This is a genomic window from Bradyrhizobium sp. LTSP885 (genome assembly GCF_000938305.1).
Taxonomy (GTDB): domain Bacteria; phylum Pseudomonadota; class Alphaproteobacteria; order Rhizobiales; family Xanthobacteraceae; genus Bradyrhizobium.
In genome coordinates this window covers 22436-43938 of the sequence record NZ_JYMT01000032.1, presented here as the reverse complement: position 1 = coordinate 43938, position 21503 = coordinate 22436, and the positions used below count along the sequence as shown (strand labels likewise).

Below are 21503 nucleotides of genomic sequence, written 5' to 3'. Positions count from 1 at the left end.
GCCCACCGACACCTGCGACAAAGGTATGTTGTCGGTCGGGACGTTATCCGGAAGGCTCGACGCTGACGACGCCGTCGATCAGATTGAGGCCGAGCAGGAATTCAGAACTGAAGTCCGTGCGCAACAGCGGCTCGACGACAATGCCGCGCGCCAGCTCCGCGGCCTCGTCGCGACGCGCGGCGACCGCCTGCTCGATCGATACCGCCTCGAAGCGGAACGTCGTTCCCGGCCTCGCCTGCGCCAGCCGGCCAAGATCGGGACCGATGACGGTGGCAATCTTCGGATACCCGCCAGTCGATTGACGATCGGCCATCAGAACGATCGGACGGCCATCTCCCGGCACCTGGATCGCACCCATCGCGATCCCGTCGGAAACGATATTGTAGCCGCGTGCATGCGTCAGTTGGGGTCCGTCGAGAAAGCACGCCATGCGATCGCCCTTGGCCGAGACGGTCCATGGCCCGGCCAGAAACGCAGAGATCTGATCGTCGGCGAAGTAGTCCTGTTGAGGACCAAGCACCACACGAACCGCATCGATCGGGCGGTCGAGCCAGGGCGCGATGATGGCGCCCGGCGACGGCGCTGACGACCCCGACGGTTCGATTCCGAGGCGATCGCCGGCGACGACCGCCCGCCCGTTCACGCCGCCGAAGCCGGTACGGGTGTGGGTGGCGTGCGAGCCAAGCACTTTTGGCACGGCGAAGCGGCCCGCCACCGCCAGATAGCACCACGAGCCGCGACCACCGGCGCGAATTCTCAGCACCGCGCCTTCATCCAGGTTGAGAACCATCGCAGGCGGCAGCGGCCTACCGTCGAGGCTGAGTGAAAATTCGCCGCCGGCAACGGCAACATGGAGCGGCGCGGACTGGGCGGTCACTTCAACACCACCCACGGAGACTTCGAGCGCGGTGGCGCCTGCAGGATTGCCGACGGCCAGATTTGCCGCCGCATGCGCCAACCGATCCATCGGGCCTGCCGCAGTGACGCCAAACCGCAGATAGCCGTGACGGCCGGCATCCTGCAGCGTCACGCCCGGTCCGGCAGAGAGCACGCGAAGGATCGCTTCCGGCGTGACAGCGATCATGCGGCACTCTTGCGGGCGACGATCTCGCCGCTCGCCGCGCGCTGCTCCAGATCCCGAAAGGTCGTCAGATCGATCGGGTCGAAGCGCAGCATATCGCCGGCCTGGATCAGAAAGGCATCCTTGCGCTCGGCTGCGTAAAGACGCTCCGGAGTCCGGCCGATGACGTACCAGCCGGTCGGCATCACGAAAGGCGCGACAACGCAGAGGCCGCCGCCGATCAGCACCGCGCCTGCGGCATGCGGCGGCCTGGGTGTCGGACGGCGCGATATCTTCAGCGCCTCCGGCACACCGCCGAGATAGGGCTGACCGGGCGTGAAGCCGCACATGTAGACCCGATAGGTCGCTTTGTGATGCAACGCGACCGCCCGGTCCCGGGTCAGCTTGAGAAGCTGCGCAGCCTCGTCGAGATCCTCAGCCAAAGCCGGATCGTAGCAGCAAGGCAATGTCCAAATGGTGGCTTGTCCGCGCCCTTCCACGGCGGCTTCCATCGCACGGCGCACGGTGGCAACCAGCGTAGCCCTATCGATCTCCAGTGGATCGTAGTGGATCATCAGCGAGCGGTAGGTCGGCACGAACTCGCGCGTTCCCGCTGGAGGATCGGCGCGCAGCGCCGCATCGAGCGCGAGCACCCTGTCGTTGATCGCGGGATCGACAATCTCGCCGAACTGGACGACCAGCGCGGCTTCTCCCGCATCAAGGAAACGCGGATCGGACAACCCAGGCGCTGGATCGAGATCGGCGTGACGTCTCATGTCGCAACTGGGCGGAACGGCTTCAAGACAATACCGGCCTGTTCCAGACGTTCGCGGACGCAGCGGGCGGTCGCGACCGCATAGTCGGAATCGCCATGGACGCAAATCGAGCGGATCGATGTCGGCAGGCGCTTGCCGCTTGCGGTGATCACCGCCCCGGTTTCGACCATCTCAAGCACGCGCGCGGCAGCCTCCTCCGCGCCTTCGATCATCGCGCCGGGCTGGCCGCGCGCAATCAACTGCCCGGTGTCGGTGTAGCCGCGATCGGCATAGATCTCCTGATAGACTTCGAGACCCGCGCCGTCGGCGGCCGCGACCATCTCCGTCAATGCGATCCCGAGCACGGCGAGGCCGGGATCGACCGCGCGCACCGCCCGCGCCACCGCGTCGGCGACGCCGCGTTCCTCGCAGGCGATGTTACCGAGCGCGCCGTGGGTCTTCACATAGGTAATGCGATGGCCGGCGTAAGCCGCGAGCGCGCTCGCCGCGCCGATTTGATAGGCCACCAGCCTCTCGATCTCACCATTGGAGAACGGAAGACGGCGGCGGCCGAAGCCCCACAGATCCGGGAATCCGGGATGGGCTCCGACCGCAACGCCGCGCTCGCGAGCGATAGCAAAGGTCCGCGCCATCACCTCGGGATCACCGGCATGAAGCCCGCACGCCACATTGGCCGAGGTGACGATGGCGAGCATGGCGTCATCGTCGCCGCAGCGATAGGTCCCAAAGCCTTCGCCAAGATCGGAATTGAGATCGACGGACGGCATGATCGCCTCCTTGAGGTTCTTGACGCCGGTCAGGCGTTCATCGGCCAGAGCGGTTCGGCAAGTGCGACCGCCGCCGGAAAGATCGTGACGAACGCGCCATTAATGTACTGGACCAGCACCGGATCGGCATCCACATTCTGACCGTCAGCTTCGAATTTGACGCGCTTCCACGGCATGATGGTGCGCTCGCCAGGAATGTCGGTAGCCACCAGCGCCTCGCGAATCTCGTCGCCGTCGGTCGATTTGGCGCGATCGATCGCGTCGGCGAGGACGAGCAGCCCCATCAGCTCGCGCGAGGTGCTGTCGTTCAGGTCGCGGCTGGAACGCGCCTTGAACATGTTGTTGACCTTGAGAACGCTCGGCCGTTTCTGGGCCATGTCGAGCGAGAAGCTCGCGCGTGAGATGATGCCGGTTGCCTTGTCGCCAACGGCGTCGAAAAATGCCTTGTCGGAAAAGCCGCTCGCCTGGGCGACGATATTCTTGGGCTTGTAGCCGAGTTCGCCCATCGTCCGCATCAGGAGAATCGCATCGGTGATATAGCTCGACGGCATCAACACGTCGGGATCGGCAGCCTTGATCTGCTGCACTTCAACGCCCAGGGACGGCGAGTTCGATTTGTATTTGATGTCGGCGACAACCTTGTAGCCGCGCTCGGCCGCCAGCTTGCGCTGGGTGTTCGATGAATCGGTCCCGAAGATCGTGTCCTCGAAAAACAGGCCAACAGTCTCGACCTTCTTGCCTTTCGCCTTCTGGGCGTCGAGAAAATCGAACATCGCGGCCGAGAACATTTCGTCCTGTGCGGCCGGACGGAAGAAGAACTTCAGCTCGTGGCGCGCCAGGCTCGGCGATGAGGAATCCGCACACAGGAACGGCAGGCCATAGCGCTCGGCGACCCCACTGACCGTCGAGGAAACGGACGACAGATAGCAGCCGATCAGGGCACAGGCCTTCTCCTGGGTGATCAGGCGCTCGGCCTCCGCGCGGCCCTTTTGCGGATCGGACTGATGGTCGGCGAACACCAGTCTGATCTTGGCATTGCCGAGCCCGGCCAGGCCCGCGTTCTTTGCCGTCGGCAAATCGAGATCGTACGAATTATTGACGATGTCAGCCGCCGTTTCCATTGCATGACGGGCATCGATACCGACTTGCGCGTTCGCACCCGACATCGGGAACAACACCCCGATCACAACGTCCTGACCGGCCTGGGCAATCGCGGGCCCCGCCACACCTGACAGCGCCGCGAAGGACAGTATCGACGCGCCGCTCATCAGCACTTGCCTGCGATTCATCTGATTGCTCCTCTGTGTGGGCTTGCGCCCGTCGGTTTCAATTTCGATGGCTCGGCAGCGGCCGCGTCGTCAGGCCGCGAGAGCAACGCTGGAACGCCGATCCGCGGCGAGCTCTTGCAGCACCTCGGCAACGTCCTCGATCTGGCTGTCCACGAGATTCCGCAACGGTGGGCGTACCGAGCCGCCATCGAAGCCGCGCAGGTTCATGGCGGCCTTGGTGGTCTGCGGCTGCCCGAACTCACGTGCGAGCGCCCGAAACGGGTACCAAAGCCGGTGCAGGTCGCGCGCGGCCCCTGCGTCGCCGGCCTCCAGCGCCCGATAGGCCGCCAGAATCAGTTCCGGCAGCGCGCAGCTGTTGGTCGAGCTGATGCCGTCGAATCCGCACATCATCGGACCGAGGAAGGCCAGGTCGGAAGCGCAGAACAACCGGATTCGTCCGCCGATCCGGTTCGCAATCTGATCGATCGCCGTCGGAGCCAGGTCGCCCTGCTTCACGCCGACAACGCCGGGAATATCGGCAAGCTGCTCCAGTGTCGACGGCGACAGGGTGATGCCGATGCCGGGCGCATTGTAGACCAGCACCCCGGTCCGCGAGCGCGGGACCATGTCGCGAAAGAACGCAACGATCTGCGAATCGGTGACCTCAGAGACGAAAGGCGGGGTCACCATCGGCAAGCCGCCGAGATCGCCGGCGAGCGATGTCAGTTCATTGACGGTACGGACATCGGAGCCGGCGCTGCACAGCATCACCGGAACGCGATCGCCGACAATGTCCATGACACGGAGGAACAGGCCGGCCCGCTCCTCGCCCGACATCGCCGGAAACTCGCCATATGTGCCGCCGATCAGGACGCCATCGAAGCCGAGGCTGATGACCCGTTCGATATTCCGCGCCAGGCCCGCATAGTCGAACGCGCCATCCGCCTTGAAGGGCGTGATCGCGATGTTGAACAAGCCTCGCAATCGCGCGTGGCACTCGGTGACGTCTTTCATGATCGCGGGTCCTTCAAGTGCCGGTGGACCTTGGCAGCGACGAACGGATCAGCCGTCGAGGCTTGCCTGACAGTCAGCCAGTATTGTTTTATTGATGCCTAATGTACAATCGTTGCGGTACCCTTCGTCAAGCGCGATTGGCAGGCAGCCGATGCTCAAGCCTTTTGCACTTCCGTCTTGCCTGGAAACGCACCGGCAGGCGATTGTACTGTCCGTAACCCACGGTACTTTCATGATGACCTCTCGGATATCTCGTTAGCCCATGGCATCTCCCTCCCGTCAGAGCAGCTTCCATCTGGCCAACCAGCTTCTCGACGTCATCCGCGACGCCAGGATGGAGCCGGGCCACCATCTGCGCGAGCAACAGCTCGCCGATCTGATCGGCGTCTCACGCACACCGATCCGCTCGGCGCTGGAGTTGCTTGCCGAGCGCGGCATCGTCGAGACGCGGAAGAACCGCGGATACTTCGTGCGAAAGCCGTTCGACTCGTTGCATCGCATCGAGATCGAGGTTCCTTCGACGGCCGACGAGAGGCTCTACCAGCTTCTGGTTCGCGACCGCCTCGACAACGCTGTTCCGAATTCCATGACCCAAAGCGAAATCGCGCGCCGCTATGGCGTCGACCGGGCCGCGCTGACGCGCACCCTGTCGCGGCTCGCCGAGGACGGTTTGATCGCGAGGAACAAGGGTCACGGATGGACCTTCCTTCCAACGCTCGATTCGGTGGTCTCGCTCAAGGCCAGCTACCAGTTTCGCCTGACGCTCGAACCTGCCGGTTTTCTGCTGCCGACATTCAGGCCGGATCTCGCGGCCATCGAACGGATGCGGCTGCAGCATTTGTATCTGATCTCGCATCCCGACATCGCAACGGTCAGCGGCGCGCAACTGTTCGAGACCGATGCGGCGTTTCACGAAATGTGCGCCGAATTTTGCGGCAATGCCTTCTTCGTCCAGGCGGTCCAGCACCAGAACCGGCTGAGACGACTCTTGGAATTCGGCAGCTACGTCAACAGCCGCCGGGTCCAGGACTGGTGCCGCGAGCACGTGGCGATCATCGAGGCGATAGCGGCAGGGGATTTCGCCCACGCCTCCACCAAAATGCGCATGCACCTTGAACACGCCCTCGCCGCGGCGCCATCTGCGCAAGAGAACGGCAAGTGACGGCCAGCATCGGCACGTAGCCGCGCACATCGCGTTCAACGACATCAATTCACGGCGGCGGCAAATATAGTCTCGATATGCGGCACGGCCTCGACCAACTCCCGCGTGTAATCGGTCTGCGGATTGTCGAACATGGCCCGGCTTGCGCCCTGCTCGACGATACGGCCGTTTCGCAGCACGATGGTACGATCGCACATCATGCGAACGACGTTGAGGTCGTGGCTGACAAAGAGAAATGCGAGGTCGTCCTCGCGCCTCAACCGATCGAGCAATTGCAGCACCACGGCCTGGACCGAGACGTCGAGCGCCGCCGTCGGTTCATCCAGCACCAACAGACGCGGCCGGCACGCGATCGCCCGCGCGATGCCGACGCGCGCCTTCTGGCCGCCGGAGAGCTGATGCGGAAAACGCGTCAGCAACTCGACCGCCAATCCGACGCGATCGGCGCACTGCTCGACCCGCTGCCGCAGCGCGGTACCCGCGCGCATGCCGCCAAGCCGCAGCAGTGGATGAGCAATGCAGTCAAAGGCGGTAAAGCGCGGGTTGAGGCTGTCGTTCGGATCCTGAAAGACGATCTGGATATCCTTGCGAAACGGTGACCGGTGAAAATCGCGGGCCGGGATATGGCCGATCGCTTGGCCCTCGAACGATATCTCTCCCTCGCTCGGATCAATCAGCCGGCAGATCATGCGCGATGTGGTGGTTTTTCCGGAGCCGGATTCGCCGACCAGACCCACACTCTCGCCGGCCCTGATCATCATCGAAAAGTCGGCGACCGCGGCCGCCCCCAGGTCGAAGCGCTTCGCGAGTTTGTGCACCTCAAGCAGCGGCGGCGTGCCCGGCGCTGGCGGCGGTCTGGGTGCGACCTTGATCGCAACGGAGCGTCCGCTCTCCTCGTCCGTCACCAGATCCGCGATCCGGGAACTCGCCGTCGGCGACGCCGCCACCAGGCGCTTGGTATAGGCGTGCTGCGGAGCGTGGAATAGCGTCCTCGGTTCGGCCTCCTCGACCAGGCGGCCCTGCTCCATCACCACGACGCGGCGGCAGTAACGGGCGGCGAGACCCAGATCGTGGGTGATCAGGATGGTCGCCATGCCGCGTTCGGCTGATATCCCGGCCAGCAGATCCATCACCACCTTCTGCGTCGTCACGTCGAGGCCGGTGGTCGGCTCGTCCGCGATCAATAGCGCCGGGTTGCAGGAAATCGCCATCGCGATCATCACGCGCTGGCACATGCCGCCGGAAAGCTCATGCGGATAGGCCGCCATGCGTTTCTCGGGCTCGCGAATCTGCACGGCCCGCAACAGCTTCAGCGCCTCGGCGCGTGCCTCATCGCGCGACATTCGCTTGTGCGCCAGAATGGCGTCGGCAATCTGCTCGCCGACGGCACGGATCGGATTGAGCGCGGCGCGCGGATTCTGGAAGATCATCGCCATCGCGGCGCCGTGCAGGTTGCGGGCGTCGCTTCCCGACATTTTCGTGATGTCCCGGCCACGAAACTGAATGCTGCCCGCCGTGATCCGCCCGGCGGCATCGAGCAGCCCCGTGATCGCAAAGCCGGTGACGGATTTGCCCGAGCCGCTCTCGCCGACGAGGCCGAGCATCTCGCCCTCACCGAGCGACAGCGATACGCCGCGTACCGCCTCGACCAAGCCGCGCCGCGTCGAGAAGGTCACGTGCAGGTCGTTCAATGTCAGCAGCGAATGGATCATGTTCGCATGCGGGGGTCGAGGATATCGCGGATTCCATCGCCGAGCAGGTTGAAGCAGAGCACTGCCAGCATCAACGCGAGGCCGGGAAAGGCGACCAGCCACCACTTGCCGGTCGAAATGAATCGCGCGCCCTCCGCAACCATGATGCCCCACTCCGGCGTCGGCGGCTTGACCCCGAGGCCGATGAAGGACAGCCCGGCGGCGTTGAGGATCGCCCAGCCGAGATTGAGCGACATTTGTACCGCCATCGCCGGCAGCACGTTCGGTAGCAGGAAGCGCAGCACGACCGAGATGTGGCTGTCGCCGCAGGCGCGCGCCGCCTCGACCCAGCCGAGATTGCGGCGGACATTCACCTCGGCCCGGGCAAAGCGGATGTAGAACGGCAGATTGATGATGGCGGTCGCGATGACGATGTTCTCGACCCGGTTACCGAGCGCGGCGACCATCGCCATGGCCAGCACGAACAGCGGAAAGGCCATCAGCACGTCGACGAAACGACCGACGGCACGATCGAGCCGGCCACCGGCATAGCCGCAGATCGCGCCGATCACGGCGCCAAGCGCGAACGAGATTCCGACCGCCGAGACCGCAATCGCAAGGTCGAGCCGGGTCGCCACGATGAGACGGCTAAAGACGTCACGGCCGAGCTGATCCGTGCCGGCGATATGGGCCGCGCTCGGCGGCGACAGCGCCTGCGACACGTTCGAGACAATCGGGTCGTACGGCGCAATCCACGGCCCGAAGATGCCGACGAGTGCAAGCAGCACGACGCCGGCGGCAGCAACCGCCGTGAGCGGATTGCCGCGCAAGATCCAGCCGGCATGGCGAAGCGTCGCGCTGGTCATCCGATCGTCATCCGACTGTCACCCGCGGATCAGCGATGCCGTAGAGAACGTCCACGACCAGATTGACGATCACGAAGACGCTCGCCATCAGCAGCACGAAACCCTGCACCGGCGCATAGTCCGACGAGAGCAGCGCATCGAGCGCATAGGAGGCGACGCCCGGCCAGGAGAACACCTTCTCCACCAGCACATTGGCGCCGAGCATGGTCGAGAACACGATGCCGGTGATGGTGATGACCGGCAGGATGGCGTTGCGCAACGCATAGGTGACGACGACGCGCCACCAGGGAAGGCCGACCGAACGCGCGGTACGGATAAAGTCGCTGCCAAGCGAGACCAGCATCGAGGCGCGGGTGATGCGCGCCAGCGGCGCGATCACGAACAGCGCCATGCTCAGCGCCGGCAGGATCAGTTGCCTGAAGGCGGCCCACCATCCATCGATATCGCCGGCGAGCAGGAAGTCGATCAGCAGAAAGCCGGTCCGCGACGGCGGCAGCGACGCGAAGATATCGACCCGGCCGGTCGGGTCAGGCGCAACGCCGAGCAGGTAATAGAACACGTAGATCAGTAGCAGGCCGGAAACGAAGGTCGGCACGCAGACGCCGAGCGCGCAGAACAATCGCACCCCGTGGTCGATGATCGAGCCCGGCCTCAGCGCTGCGAGCACGCCGAGCGGTACCGCCGAAACCAGTGCGATCAACAATGCCGCGAAGGTGAGCTCGAGCGAGGCCGGCAGCCGCGCGCGCAGATCGGTCGTGACCGGCTGTCCGGTCGTCATCGACCGGCCGAGGTTGCCGCGACCGACATCGTAGAGATAGAGCATCAGCTGCTCGGGCACCGGCTTGTCGAGGCCCATCTGCTTGCGGATGACCTCGATCTCCTCCTTGCCGGCATTCGGCCCGGAGGCGAAGAACACCGCCGGATCGCCCGGCAGCACGCGCATCAGCAGGAACGTGAAAACGAGCACGCCGAGCAGCACCGGGAGCGAGGACAGGAAACGCTTTCCTGCCCTGGCCATGGTTACGCCGAAAGCTGCCATCCCGCCGGCCATTACTTGCGACTAAGATCGCGGTAATCGACCTGGCGGTGGAACTGATAGGTGTATCCTTCGATCGAGGGCGCCATCACGGCGTCCTGGTTGGGCTGCCAGAGCGGTATCTGCGGAATCTCATTGAAATGGATGGCGTTGAGCTTCCTGCCGTCTTCCTCGTATTTGGCCTTGTCGGGTTCGAAACGGGCTTCCTGCGCAATCGCCACCAGCTCGGGATTGTCGATCGACGAGTAGTTCCAGCGCTGATTGCCGGTATAAAAATTGCGGTAAAAATAATCCGTCGAGGGCAACCAGGCGACGATGCCCTCGGTGAAGAAGGGAAGCTTCTTCTCATTGATCTGCGTCGACATCTGCGCATCCGGCAGCTTCTGGATATCGACCTTGATGCCAATTTTGGCCAGCGATTCCTTGATCAGCGCAGCCATCGGCTCGGCCGTCGACGCCTGACCGACGTTGAAGCTGAACGTGGTCGAGAACCCGTCCGGCAAGCCCGCCGCCTTGAGATAGTCCCTGGCCTTTTCAAGATCGAGCTTCACCGGTTGTGGAATTGGGTAAGCACCGCTCGCAGGCCTTCCATCCGCCCAGGTCGCGCCGAACAGCGGCGCACCGCGCCCGAACAGTGCTGCCTTGAACATGTCATCATAAGGCAGTGCGAAAGCGACCGCGCGGCGCACATTGACGTTGTCGAACGGTGGAATCAGATTGTTCATCGAAACGAACGTGACCGCATTATATTGCGGCGTCGAGATCACTTTCAGCTTGCCCTTGGCCTCGAGCGACTGGACGTCGCTGGCCTGCAGATCGATGACGATATCGGCATCGCCACGCTCGACCAGATTGGCGCGGGTCGCCGGCTCCGGCACCGATTGCACGATGATCCGCTTGAAGGACGCCGACTTGTCGGTCGTGCCGCGGTTCCAGGTGTCATTGCGGGTCATGATCACCTGTTCGCCCGGCTTGAACATGTCGATCCGATAGGCGCCGCTGCCGGCGGTGTGCTCCTTCAGCCACGCCGTCGCCCAGGGATCGTCGGCGGTGGCATGCTCCTTGGCGACCTTGGCGTTGATGATGATCGGATAGACGGTGGCGAGATTGGGCAATGCGAGCTTGTCCGGTTTCGGCAGCGTCACCTCGAACGTCAGGGGATCGACCACCTTGAATTGATCGGGTGACGTCATCGACCCCGTAAGCAATTGCGCCTTGCCGAGGACCGGCGCTGTGACGGCACGGTCAAGCGACCATTTCACGTCTTCGGCGGAGACCGGCGTGCCGTCCTGGAACTTGGCGTCCTTGCGCAGGTGAAACGTCAGCTTCAGTCCGTCCGGGCTGACGTCAAAGGATTCGGCCAATTCACCCGTGATCGTGTCGAGATCGAACACCCATTTGCCATTGAGCTGCTTGCGGCCGAAGGACACCAGCCGGTCGTAAGTGGAAAGGCTGACCGCAAAGGCTTCACGGGTCGAACCCGGAATATTCGGGTCCAGCGTATTGACCGTTGCGCCGGTCACATAGCGCAGCGTTTCGGCCCGGGTTTGCGCCTGCGCCGATCCGGCCAGCAGCGAAAACACGGCAAAGGCAACCACCGAAAGCAGACGTTTCGATCCGGTAACGCTCATCGATCGTATCCCTGTTTTTTACGACTGTTTTCGGAGGTGGGCGCCGAATATTTAAGCAAGGGGTATGCCAACCGGCATGCCCGCGATGGTGGTCCGAGCATGTCGCCGTCGACGATAGCCTTCATCGCTTTTCGCCCGTGGATCGCGTTTGTCGTGCGACGGTCGCCTGCGGCACGTCATATGCCCTGAACGACGCCCAGTGACGCTCGATGTCCGCGCAAAACAGGCCACGTGTCAGCCCATGCACGAGCTTCGGCACCGCCGTGGTCATCGCATTGATCGACGAGCCCGACGCGCCGAAGCTCATGGTCGATGCGATCGCAAACACATGCACGTCCGCGATCCACGGTGTTGCGCCAGTGACGCGCTCGGTCAGCGCGTAGTCGTCGGCGAGATAGGGAAAGCGGCCGAGACGCGAATTGCGCTCGTCGGGTGGCGGCTGGTAGCGATCGGCCCAAGTCGCGATGTTGGCGGCACAGTTTCGCAACTCGGGCCGGCCCGCAAAGTTCATGTCGATGCCGGTGCCGCAAATCACGAAGTCGGCCAGGAATGCACCATTCGGCGTCTGCAGTTCGACGCCATGATCCTTCGCTCTCGCAGCCTCGATCGGTGCGCCTTCACGCAATCGAAAGTTGGCGTGGCGCGCGCAACGATCGTAAGTCGCTTGCGGAAAACCTTCGCGCATCTCGAGGACGGCGCGCATGAAACGCCAGCGCCAGTCATCACCCAGATCAGAGAAATGCCGCAGGAAGCCGCGGAAGGTGAGCCAGCGGTAGGGCTGGATCACCTGGATCTCCGCCCGGCGACAAAGCAAATCCACCTCCGCCGCTCCTGCCTCCAGCGCGGTTGCGGCATTGTCGAAGGCGGAAGCGCCGGCGCCGATCACCGCAACGCGTTTGCCGCGCAGCGTCGTGAAGTCGATTGCATCGGCCGCGTGCGCGCACAGCGAAGACGGCAGATGGCGCAGCGGCTCCGGGATGGTCCAGTCGCCCATGCCCTCCTGTCCCGTCGCCAGCACAATCTTGCGCGCAAGGATGATGTCGATGCCGTCAGCGCTCTCAACCTTCGCCGCAAGCAATCCGCCTGCGGCAGGTCCGATCTCGACGACCTCGCAGCCATTGCGCACGGGAATATCCACGATGCGTCTGAACCAGAGCAGGTATTCGGCCCAGAGATCGCGAGGAATGAGATCGAGTTCTTGCCAGGCGTCCTCTCCGAACCGTGCTTCATGCCAGGACTGGTAGGTCAGGCTCGGAATATCGAGGTCGGGGCCGGTGAAGTGCTTCGGACTGCGCAGCGTGTGCATGCGGGCATAGGTGAGCCACGGCCCTTCCTGCCCCGCGGCGGATTTATCGAGGACGAGGATGTTGGTCACCTGCGATCGCAGCAGCCCAAAGGCCGTGGCGAGGCCCGATTGGCCAGCGCCGATCACGAGCACGTCCAGCGCCGGCCTGCCGTCCGGCCCCGGTCTCGGCGTCAACCATGCGGCATCCGGATGCGCGATCCTGGCAAGATCGGTGCGAACGCGGGCTTCGAGGGCGACAAGGGCGCTGTTCATGCTGCGAGCCAACCGCCGTCCACCGCCATCACCGTGCCGGTCGTAAAGGAAGACGCATCGCTGGCGAGGTGGAGCGCGGCCTCGGCCACCTCCTCCGCTTTGCCAAATCGCCGCATCGGATGGCGGTTGCGCGACGCTTCGCGCACCGGCTCGGGATCGGCATGACGGGCAAAACTTCGCCGCAGCATCGGCGTATCGATGGCGCCGGGCGCGATCGCATTGACGCGGATGCCGTCGGTTGCGAAGTCCAACGCCATCGTCCGCGTCAGGCTGATGATCGCGCCCTTGGCGGCGATATAGGCGCTGTTGTTCCGGCCGCCGGCGATCGCAAGCTGCGAGGCGAGCGTGATGATCGAACCGCTGCCCTGGCGTTGCATCGCAGGCACCGCGGCGCGCGACCAAAGCCGGGTTCCGCCGACATTGGTGCGGAACACGGCGTCCCAATCGGCCGGATCGGTCGTCAGCACCGTCCCGCCACAGGAAAAGCCGGCAGCGGTCATCAGCACATCGAGCCGGCCGCGGCGCGCCATGACATCGCCGACGACCGTTCGCGCAAAATCGGCCTCGCCGACGTCGCCGACGTGCATCGAGGTCTTGCTATCCGCGTCCTCGATCGCCTCCAAGGTCTCCTGCACGGCGCTGTCGCGATCGACCAGTTCGACCCATGCACCTTCTCTCGCGAACAGCACCGCGCTGGCCCGGCCAATGCCGGACCCGGCTCCCGTGATAATCGCGATCCGCCCCGCCAGTCTCATGTCAGGTCTCTCCCCGATGTGCGGTCCACCAGCGGCTCAGATCGGCCGCGGACTCGGCGCATCCGAACCGTGCGCGCCAGCCGAATTCCTGCTCAAGGCGCGCGATCGAAAGCGGTGCACGGTCGGTTGGACTATGCAGGTCAACCGTCGGCGCTTCATCGCCGTCCGCCAGTCGGCAAATGAAGCCGGGATGCAAAGCCGCCAGCGCCTGTCCCCACTTCAACGCCGCCCATTCCACACCGGTCGAAATGTTATAAAGCCGGTGCTTTGGCTTTGCCGTCTCGACCAGCACGGTTATGGCTTCCGCGACATCCAGCGCGTAAATCCAGTCCCTGACGCCTGGACGCAGCAGAACGGCTTCGCGCCCCTCTTGCATCGCGGCCAGAATCTGCACTTGCGGGCTCGGCGTATCGCGGGCGTCGTTGATCCGCTCCCACGGCCCGAACACCGCACTGAGCCGCACGCTGATGATCACGCACTCCCAGAGCGCAGCCATCCGCGCCGCAATCTTCTCGGACGCGAACTTGGTGATGGCGTAGAGCGTGACAGGATCGCAGGCCGTCTCTTCATCGAGCGGCAAGTTGCGAAACGCGCTCGTGCCATAGGCAGCGGCGGATGAGAGATTGATGATGCGCGCAACGCCGCTACGCCGCGCCGCCTTCAGGACAGGTATCTGAGCCAACAGGTTGACCCGGAGAATGGTCTCGGGATCCGCCGCTTCGCGCTCCGGGCCGGCGGTGATAGCGGCTCCGAGAATGATCGCCTCGTGGCCCGCGGCGATCACCTGCTCAACGAGCTCACGATTGGTAATGTCGCCGCGAATGGTCGTCAGCCGACCCGCATGGCGCGCAAAATCCCTCTCCGCAGCGGCCGGCAAACCAGCGCGATCAAATAGCGTCACCGTATGGCCGCGCGCCAGCAGCGCGGCCGCGATATTGAGCCCCACGAAGCCGGTGCCGCCGAACAGAAGACTTCTCATCGTTCAATCCGGGCACATGGCCGAAGCCCAATCACAGTAATCTCGCCCCGAAATTCTGCTCGGGATCCATGTCCGGCATCAGCCGCCCGGTCGGCTTCGCCGCTTCACCGCCGCTGCGTGCAAGGAAGCGGCCGGAGCCGGCTTCGACCGAACGTTTGCCGTCGCTCACGATCACCCGGCCGCGCGACAGCACGGTGACCGGCCAGCCACGCAGCTTGCGGCCGGCGAACGGCGTGTAGCCGGCGAGATCATGCATCATTGCGTCGCTCAGGGTGACCTCGCGCTGCGGGTCCCAGATGCCGATGTCGGCATCGGCGCCGATTGCAATCGAGCCTTTGCGCGGATGCAGATTGTAGATCTTGGCCGGTGCGGTCGCCGTCAACTCGACGAATTTCCCGAGCCCGAGGCGCCCCCTGGAAACCATGGCGTCGAACAGCAAGGGCAGGCGCACCTCCAGTCCCGGCAAGCCGTTCGCGACCTGCTTGAAATTGGGATTGGGGCCCGCCCGCAGCTTGCCGGTCTCATCGAATCGATACGGCGCATGATCGGACGAAACGGTCTGGAGATCGCCGAGCGCCAGCGCCTGCCACAGCGCTTCCTGATCGGACGCACGCCGTGGCGGCGGGCTGCACATCCATTTCGCGCCTTCCACGCCTGGCTTGTCGAGATCGTCGGCGGTGAGGAAGAGATATTGCGGACAGGTTTCCGCGAATACCTTCAGCCCCTGCCCGCGCGCATCGCGGATCACCTTGGCGCCCTCGGCCGTCGACACGTGAAAGATCATGATCGGCTGATCGATCAGGGCGGCCATGCCGATCAGGCGATTGAAAGCCTCGGCTTCCGAGACGCGCGCATGGCTGATGGCGTGATATTTCGGATCGGTGTAGCCGCGCGCGAGCAGCCGCTTCACCATCCAGGAAATGATCCCGTGATTTTCGGCATGGGCGCACAGCATCGCGCCGCCGTCACGCGCCGCCAGCAGAATGTCCAGCAGTGGCTCATCATCAATCTTCAGGAGATCGTAGGTCATGAAGATCTTGATCGAGCCATGCCCCTGCTTGATCAGATGAGGCAGATCGGTTTCCAGTGTCTCCCGGGTCGGATCGGCGATGATCATGTGAAAGGCATAGTCGATGACGGCGCCCTTTCTGGCCAGCGCGTGGTAGTCCTCGAGCACCTGGGGCAGCTTCATGCCGACATGCTGAGCCGCGAACGGGATCACGGTGGTGGTGCCACCGAACGCGGCCGAGACGGTCGCACTCTCGAATGTGTCGGCGTTGACGATTCCCGCGGCCGAAAGCTGCTCGATGTGAGCGTGGCTGTCGACGCCGCCGGGAAGAACCAGCTTGCCGCGTGCGTCGATCTCGCGCCGCCCAACCGCCAATCCACGTCCGATCGCCGCGATCGTCTCACCGGAAATGGCGACATCAGCCTCGAACACGTCACTCGCAGTCGCAACGCGTCCACCGCGAATTACGAGGTCATAAACGGGCTCGGTCATGGCAAACTCCTGAATTCTGGCTCTTACGTCCGGCATCAACCCAGTGAAGGCACAGATCGTGCCGCCATGCCGCCTCGCGCTGTCGCAGCAGACAGCTGACCACGCATTACTGATGGCACATCGATTGCTTCAATCGTAACCGCGTTATACCTTTGTCTCACGGCATCTCGCGAAGTGTCGTCCTGCAGGAAAACATGATGTCCCGGCCAAGCATCCTCGTGATCAATCCCAATTCCAACCAGCTCGTGACCCGGGGCCTCGAGGACGCCTTGAAGCCGCTTGGCTTCGCAGGCGGACCCGAGATCATCTGCAAGACGCTGGCTGAGGGCCCTTACGGGATCGAGAGCCAGGCGGATGCCGAAAGCGTCACGATGCCGCTGCGCCGAATGGTGGAGAGCGACAACAGCTCGGCGGCCTTCATCATTGCCTGCTACAGCGATCCTGGACTGCATGTCTGCCGCGAGGCAACGGACCGGCCGGTGTTCGGTATCGCCGAGTGCGGCGTGCTGACGGCGCTGGCGCGCGCCGACACGTTCGGCGTTATCGCGATCGCGCAACGCTCGATCCGGCGTCATATGCGCTACCTCCGCCAGATGGGCCTGATGGATCGCCTGTCCGGCGAGCGGCCGCTCAACATGAGCGTGGCGGAGACGGCATCGGGCGAAGGAACGCTGGCGCGGATGATCGAGGTCGGGCGCACGCTGAAGGACGAGGACGGTGCCGGCGCCATCGTGATGGGCTGCGCCGGCATGGCGCGCCACCGCCGATCGCTGGAAGAGGCGCTCGGGATTCCCGTGATCGACCCGACGCAGGCCGCCGTGACGATGGCGTTGGGCACGGTGCAGTTCGCCCATCACTGATCCCCATTCTCGACGCGTGCAAGCCACTGCGCATGGCTTTCGCGCGTTAGCGCGAATGTATCCCGCTGATTGGCGTAGAGATTGCCGAACAGGCGTCCGATCGGACGGTAGGCGTCGAAATCGACATGCATCCTGGCATGGTCGATCAGACCATCCCGTGCGTGCAGGCGCAGCACCTCGCCGACCAGCAGCTCGCGCCCCGGCCCGAACGCGAGCGCGACCTGTTGTCGGCACTCCAGTGCAAAGGGCGCCGCTGCCAGTCGAGGCACGGCAACGTCGATCGACGGCAGCGTGGCCAAGCCCGCTGCCTCCACTTCGCTGCTTCCGGCGGGAAAATCCACCGCGCATTCGTTCATGGCGGCCGCGAGTGCCTCATCCACCATGTGCACGACGAACTGTCCGCTGCGACGGATGTTGCGCGTGGTGTCCTTCGGACTGAGATCGGCCTTGTGCTGCAGGCCGAGCACCACGAGCGGGGGATCTTCCGAGAACACGTTGAAGAAGCTGAAGGGCGCGGCATTGACCTTGCCGTTCTCATCGAGCGTCGTGACGAGCGCGATCGGCCGTGGCACGACGACCCCACACAACAGCTTGTATCGGGTGTGCGGATCGAGCTCGTTGAAGGCGATGCCGGACATTAGTTTTCCGGAGGCGGCTGCGCGCCGGTACGGCTGGTGATCAGTCCATAATGCTCGATACGGCGGTGCTGAGCAAAATTGAAGATCGTGTCCTTGCCGAACGCGGTGGCGTCGAGATCGCAGGGATGAACCAGCAGTTCGTCCTCCTCGGTCTTGGCTTCGACGACGATCTCACCGTCGGGATTGACGATCAGGGTGCCCCCGATCAGGGGGTGACCATCCTCGACGCCGGCCTTGGCCACGCACACGACCCATGTCGAGTTCTGGTAGGCGCCGGCCTGCGCGGAGAGCCGGTTGTGGAACAACCGCTTCGCGGGTCCCTCCTCGCTCTTCTCGGCGTTCACCGACGGCGTGTTGTAACCGATCATCACCATCTCGACGCCCTGCAGGCCCATCACGCGATAGGTTTCCGGCCAACGCCGGTCGTTGCAGATCGCCATGCCGAGGATACCGCCAAGCGCGCGCCAGACGCTGAAGCCGAGATCGCCGGGTTCGAAGTAGCGCTTCTCCAGGTGCTGGAAGGCGCGTTCGGTATCGAACTCCGAATGACCGGGCAGATGGATTTTGCGGTACTTGCCGACGATCCGCCCGGATTTGTCAGTCAGGATGCTGGTGTTGAAATGGTGTCCGTCTGGCGTCAGCTCGGCATAGCCGAAGTTCATGCCGATCTGGTGATGCGCGGCGCGCTCGAATAGCGGCATGGTCGCCGCATTCGGCATCTCGCGTTCGAACCAGGCATCGACCTCGGCCTGATCCGTCATGTACCAGCGCGGAAAGAACGTGGTGAGCGCCAGCTCCGGATAGACGATCAGATCGGCCCCCCCAGCCTTGGCTTGATCCATCAGCGCGATCATGCGCTTGACGACCGCTTCGCGGCTGTCGGCTTTCTGGATCGGGCCCATCTGGGCGGCGGCAACATTGATGACGCGCATGAGTTTTCCTGATTGCTTTATTTGGTGTTGCGTTGGAGCATCGTCGAGCCGTCAGCCATTGAAGGCTGCCTGTGCTTCCGGCAGATCCCAGATCTTGCCGATCGCCGCCGTTCCCGCCGAAATGATCGCCGCCTCGTCGCGGTGGATGTAGCGGCCGGCGTCGATCAGCACGCGTCCATCGACGACGACCTGGTCGATATTGGCGCGGTTCGCGAGCGCGATCAGTCCGCGGCGCGGATCGAACAGCGGCTGCAGATGCGGATGCGTCAGGTCGACGACGGTAAGGTCGGCGGTCGCGCCCGGCGTGATCGTTCCGAGGTCCGGCCGCTTGATCAGCGCCGCGGCAGTTGCGGTCACCGCCTCGATCAGCTCGGGCGCGTTGGCTACGTCGGCGCGACCGGACGCGATCTTCGAGATCATCGAGGCGGCGTTGAGTTCGCCGAGAAAGTCCATGTTGTAGCCGTCGGTTCCGATCACCGTGCTGACGCCGTGGGCGGCAAAGCGGCTGAACGCCGCCGTGACGCCGGCGCGCGCGAATACGCGCGGGCAGTTCAGCACCGTGGCACCTCGCGCCGCCATCAGCTTCAGATCGCTGTCAGTACTGGCGATGCAGTGTGCGGCGAGCAGGTCTGGCGCGAGCAAGCCGAGCCAGTCGAGATATTCGGCGGGCGTGCGACCGCCGTAGCGGGCGCCTATCGTGGCGACCTCGGCCTGGCTCTGCGCCAGATGGGTCGTGATCGGAACATCCAGTTCACGGGCCCGCGCGGCGCATGCGCGCAGCAAATCAGGCCCGCATGTGTCGGTCGCGTGCGGGCTCATCGCAAGGCCGATCCGGCCGTCGCCGCGCCCATTCCAGCGCTCATATAGCGCGTTCCAGGTGTCCATATCGGCATGGCCATCATCGCCGGCATAGCGCACGACGCCATCCGGACCGGCCTTGGCGTCCGAGGTCGAGAACAGATAGGGCGCGCCGTAGAAACGGATGCCCATCTCCTCGGCCGCATCGAACATCTCGGGGATCGTGTTGCGGAAAGGCTCCATCACCGTGGTGGCGCCGCCCTTCAGCAGTTGCAGGATCCCGAGCCGCGCGATCGCGAGCCGTTCGGCCGGCGACAGCATTTCGGCGCCACGCTTGGTCAGCGGCAGCAGCACGGTGTAGACGATGCTCTGGTTGTTGCGGCGGCCATTGCCGTCCTCGGTATGGGTCCGGGCAACGGCTTCGCTGAAGCAGTGGTTGTGCAGGTTCATCAGGCCGGGCAACACGAAGCGGCCCGGCCGATCGAAGACCTCGGCGGCGGACGGCCGGTCGGGCGTGACGGCAGCGATCCGCTTGCCTTCAAGCAACACCCAATGATCGCGCAGCACGTGCTGCGCACCATCCTTGCGGGACAAGACATAACTGCCAAAGATTGCGATCGTGCTCATGTCGGGCGCACATTCCAGAAGACGGCCGTGCCGTCGAGGATACCGGTAATGCTGGTGCGGTACGCGGTCGGCTGCTTGTATTGGCCGATCGGCAGATATGGAATCTCCTCGAACGACAACGCCTGAATATCACGGCAGATGCGCTGCTGCTCGGCAAGATTGGGGGCGGCGAGCCACTGGCCGCGCAACGCCTGCATCTTCTCGCTGCTGTACCAGCCGGCAGCCTTGCCATCGCCGCGCAGATTGGTGTTGCCGGCCGGATTGAGCCAGTCGATCCCCTGCCAATTGCCGACGCCGGCGCTCCATCCGCCCTGGGCGATCGGATCCTTCTTCAACTGTCGCTGCAACACCGCGCCGAACTCCATTCCGGCATAGTCCACATTGATGCCGCACTGCTGCAGCATGTCGGCGGCCACATCGCCAAGCGGCTTCTGTGCCTGCGAGTTGGTGGGAACCAGCAGCACCACCTTCTCGCCATTGTAGCCGGCCGCCTTCAGATCGGCCTTGACCTTCGCCATGTCGCGTGGCCCCCGGAACACATCCAGGCCGACATCGCTCGCCATCGGCGTATCCGGCGCGAAGAAGCCGATCGGCGAGGTCTGATGGGCGGGATCCTCACCCGCCACCGCCGTCATGAAGGCGGACTGATCGATCGCGCCCAAGAGCGCCCGGCGGATCGCCGGATTGTCGAACGGCGGCTGCAGGTGATTGAGCCGCATCATGCAGGTGTAGCCGCGCGGGTCGAGAATCCGGGTGGCGACCTTGGCGACCCGCGTCAGGATCGGCAAAAGATCGTGTGGCGTCGTTTCCTGCCAATCCTGCTCGCCGGTCTGCAGTGCGGCGACGCCGGTCGCCGCATCCGGCATCGTGGTCCAGACCACGCGATCGTAATGCACGAGCTTGGGGCCGGCCGTCCAGTCCGGCTTGCCGTCCTCGCGGGGACGATAGCGATCGAAGCGAGCGTAGACGTTGCGGGCGCCCTGCACGCGCTCGTCCGCGACGTAGCGGAAAGGACCGCTGCCGATTGCTTCAGCGAGCGGCTTGAACGCATCCTGGCTCGCCAGCCGCTCCGGCATCATGAACGCCGCCTGGACCGCGGACTTGCCGAGCGCCGCGGGCAACAAGGGGAACGGCCGCTTCAAGCGAAAGCGGACGGTGCGATCATCCGGCGCCGACAATTCGTCGGTCGCCGCCATCAGTTCGGCGCCAAACCCGTCGCGGGCCGCCCACCGGCGTATGCTCGCGACACAATCGCGCGCCAGCACGCGCTCGCCGTCATGCCATAGCAGGCCGTCGCGCAAGCTGAGGTCCCATTGTCGATCGTCGTTGGAGACGACATGGCCGGACACCATCTGCGGCGAGATCTCGAGGGCGGAGTTCATGCCGTAGAGCGTGTCATAGACCATGAAACCATGGTTTCGCGACACCTGCGCGGTGGAATAAATCGGATCGATGAAACTCAGATCGATCACCGGGATGAATCGAAGCGTGGTCTGCTGCTCGGCGCGCAGGACGCCCGGCAACGCAAGCGCCGGCGCGACGGCTGCGGCCCGCAACAGCGAACGGCGGGAAACAAGCATCTTT

General features: G+C 64.2%; 19 protein-coding genes. 2 read left to right on the top strand and 17 right to left on the bottom strand.

Annotated features, from left to right (window positions below; all coding sequences use genetic code 11):
• Nucleotides 1-43: 43 nt before the first annotated feature.
• From UP09_RS20060 to UP09_RS20040, 5 genes are all read right to left on the bottom strand, one after another.
• Nucleotides 44-1084, bottom strand: coding sequence for a 5-oxoprolinase subunit C family protein (locus UP09_RS20060; protein ID WP_044540010.1), 1041 nt, complete (start codon nucleotides 1082-1084; stop codon nucleotides 44-46).
• Entirely contained in the window at nucleotides 1081-1836 is a 756-nt protein-coding gene (locus UP09_RS20055) for a 5-oxoprolinase subunit B family protein (RefSeq protein ID WP_044540009.1), read from the bottom strand. Before UP09_RS20055 ends, UP09_RS20060 begins: the two co-directional genes overlap by 4 nt.
• Nucleotides 1833-2603 carry a LamB/YcsF family protein gene (locus UP09_RS20050; RefSeq protein ID WP_044540008.1) on the bottom strand — a complete coding sequence of 257 codons (771 nt, stop codon included), beginning with the start codon at nucleotides 2601-2603 and terminating at the stop codon, nucleotides 1833-1835. Before UP09_RS20050 ends, UP09_RS20055 begins: the two co-directional genes overlap by 4 nt.
• A 29-nt stretch (nucleotides 2604-2632) precedes the next feature.
• The gene (locus UP09_RS20045; protein ID WP_044540007.1) at nucleotides 2633-3892 is read right to left on the bottom strand and encodes an ABC transporter substrate-binding protein; all 1260 of its coding nucleotides are present in this window, start codon (nucleotides 3890-3892) and stop codon (nucleotides 2633-2635) included.
• A 69-nt stretch (nucleotides 3893-3961) separates the two neighbouring features.
• On the bottom strand, nucleotides 3962-4885 hold the full coding sequence (locus tag UP09_RS20040) for a dihydrodipicolinate synthase family protein (RefSeq protein WP_044540006.1): 924 nt from the start codon (nucleotides 4883-4885) through the stop codon (nucleotides 3962-3964).
• Between the two features lie 262 nt (nucleotides 4886-5147).
• On the opposite strand from UP09_RS20040, the gene UP09_RS20035 reads away from it, so the two are divergent.
• Nucleotides 5148-6047, top strand: coding sequence for a GntR family transcriptional regulator (locus UP09_RS20035; RefSeq protein WP_044540005.1), 900 nt, complete (start codon nucleotides 5148-5150; stop codon nucleotides 6045-6047).
• A gap of 44 nt (nucleotides 6048-6091) precedes the next feature.
• On the opposite strand, the gene nikE is transcribed toward UP09_RS20035, so the two are convergent.
• The 8 genes from nikE to hydA all read right to left on the bottom strand — a co-directional run bounded on the left by nikE (nucleotide 6092) and on the right by hydA (nucleotide 16064).
• The gene (nikE, locus tag UP09_RS20030) at nucleotides 6092-7759 is read right to left on the bottom strand and encodes a nickel ABC transporter ATP-binding protein NikE (protein ID WP_044540004.1); all 1668 of its coding nucleotides are present in this window, start codon (nucleotides 7757-7759) and stop codon (nucleotides 6092-6094) included.
• Complete coding sequence (locus tag UP09_RS20025) at nucleotides 7756-8604, bottom strand: ABC transporter permease (protein WP_044540003.1); 849 nt, start codon at nucleotides 8602-8604, stop codon at nucleotides 7756-7758. The genes nikE and UP09_RS20025 overlap by 4 nt, the downstream gene beginning before the upstream one ends.
• A 7-nt stretch (nucleotides 8605-8611) precedes the next feature.
• Complete coding sequence (locus UP09_RS20020) at nucleotides 8612-9643, bottom strand: ABC transporter permease (RefSeq protein WP_156164686.1); 1032 nt, start codon at nucleotides 9641-9643, stop codon at nucleotides 8612-8614.
• 11 nt (nucleotides 9644-9654) lie between these two features.
• The gene (locus UP09_RS20015; protein ID WP_044540001.1) at nucleotides 9655-11271 is read right to left on the bottom strand and encodes an ABC transporter substrate-binding protein; all 1617 of its coding nucleotides are present in this window, start codon (nucleotides 11269-11271) and stop codon (nucleotides 9655-9657) included.
• Between the two features lie 121 nt (nucleotides 11272-11392).
• Nucleotides 11393-12829, bottom strand: a complete 1437-nt coding sequence (locus tag UP09_RS20010) for an NAD(P)-binding domain-containing protein (RefSeq protein WP_044540000.1) — start codon at nucleotides 12827-12829, stop codon at nucleotides 11393-11395.
• Nucleotides 12826-13584: an SDR family oxidoreductase gene (locus UP09_RS20005; protein WP_044539999.1), complete on the bottom strand. Its 759-nt coding sequence runs from the start codon at nucleotides 13582-13584 to the stop codon at nucleotides 12826-12828. Before UP09_RS20005 ends, UP09_RS20010 begins: the two co-directional genes overlap by 4 nt.
• A 1-nt stretch (nucleotide 13585) precedes the next feature.
• On the bottom strand, nucleotides 13586-14563 hold the full coding sequence (locus UP09_RS20000) for an NAD-dependent epimerase/dehydratase family protein (RefSeq protein ID WP_044539998.1): 978 nt from the start codon (nucleotides 14561-14563) through the stop codon (nucleotides 13586-13588).
• Between the two features lie 31 nt (nucleotides 14564-14594).
• A complete protein-coding gene (gene hydA, locus UP09_RS19995) occupies nucleotides 14595-16064 on the bottom strand; it encodes a dihydropyrimidinase (protein ID WP_044539997.1) in 1470 nt (489 codons plus the stop codon).
• A 197-nt stretch (nucleotides 16065-16261) separates the two neighbouring features.
• Here hydA and UP09_RS19990 point away from each other — a divergent pair, with 197 nt between their 5' ends.
• Nucleotides 16262-16924 carry an aspartate/glutamate racemase family protein gene (locus UP09_RS19990; protein WP_197082704.1) on the top strand — a complete coding sequence of 221 codons (663 nt, stop codon included), beginning with the start codon at nucleotides 16262-16264 and terminating at the stop codon, nucleotides 16922-16924.
• Here UP09_RS19990 and UP09_RS19985 read toward each other — a convergent pair.
• The 4 genes from UP09_RS19985 to UP09_RS19970 are packed head-to-tail and all read right to left on the bottom strand — an operon-like array spanning nucleotide 16918 to nucleotide 21499.
• Nucleotides 16918-17562: a flavin reductase family protein gene (locus UP09_RS19985; protein ID WP_044539996.1), complete on the bottom strand. Its 645-nt coding sequence runs from the start codon at nucleotides 17560-17562 to the stop codon at nucleotides 16918-16920. The two genes, UP09_RS19990 and UP09_RS19985, sit on opposite strands and share 7 nt — an antisense overlap.
• The gene (locus UP09_RS19980) at nucleotides 17562-18494 is read right to left on the bottom strand and encodes an N-carbamoyl-D-amino-acid hydrolase (protein WP_044539995.1); all 933 of its coding nucleotides are present in this window, start codon (nucleotides 18492-18494) and stop codon (nucleotides 17562-17564) included. Before UP09_RS19980 ends, UP09_RS19985 begins: the two co-directional genes overlap by 1 nt.
• Before the next feature lie 51 nt (nucleotides 18495-18545).
• Complete coding sequence (locus UP09_RS19975; protein ID WP_044539994.1) at nucleotides 18546-19919, bottom strand: amidohydrolase family protein; 1374 nt, start codon at nucleotides 19917-19919, stop codon at nucleotides 18546-18548.
• Entirely contained in the window at nucleotides 19916-21499 is a 1584-nt protein-coding gene (locus UP09_RS19970; RefSeq protein ID WP_044540029.1) for an ABC transporter substrate-binding protein, read from the bottom strand. The genes UP09_RS19975 and UP09_RS19970 overlap by 4 nt, the downstream gene beginning before the upstream one ends.
• Between the last annotated feature and the right edge of the window lie 4 nt (nucleotides 21500-21503).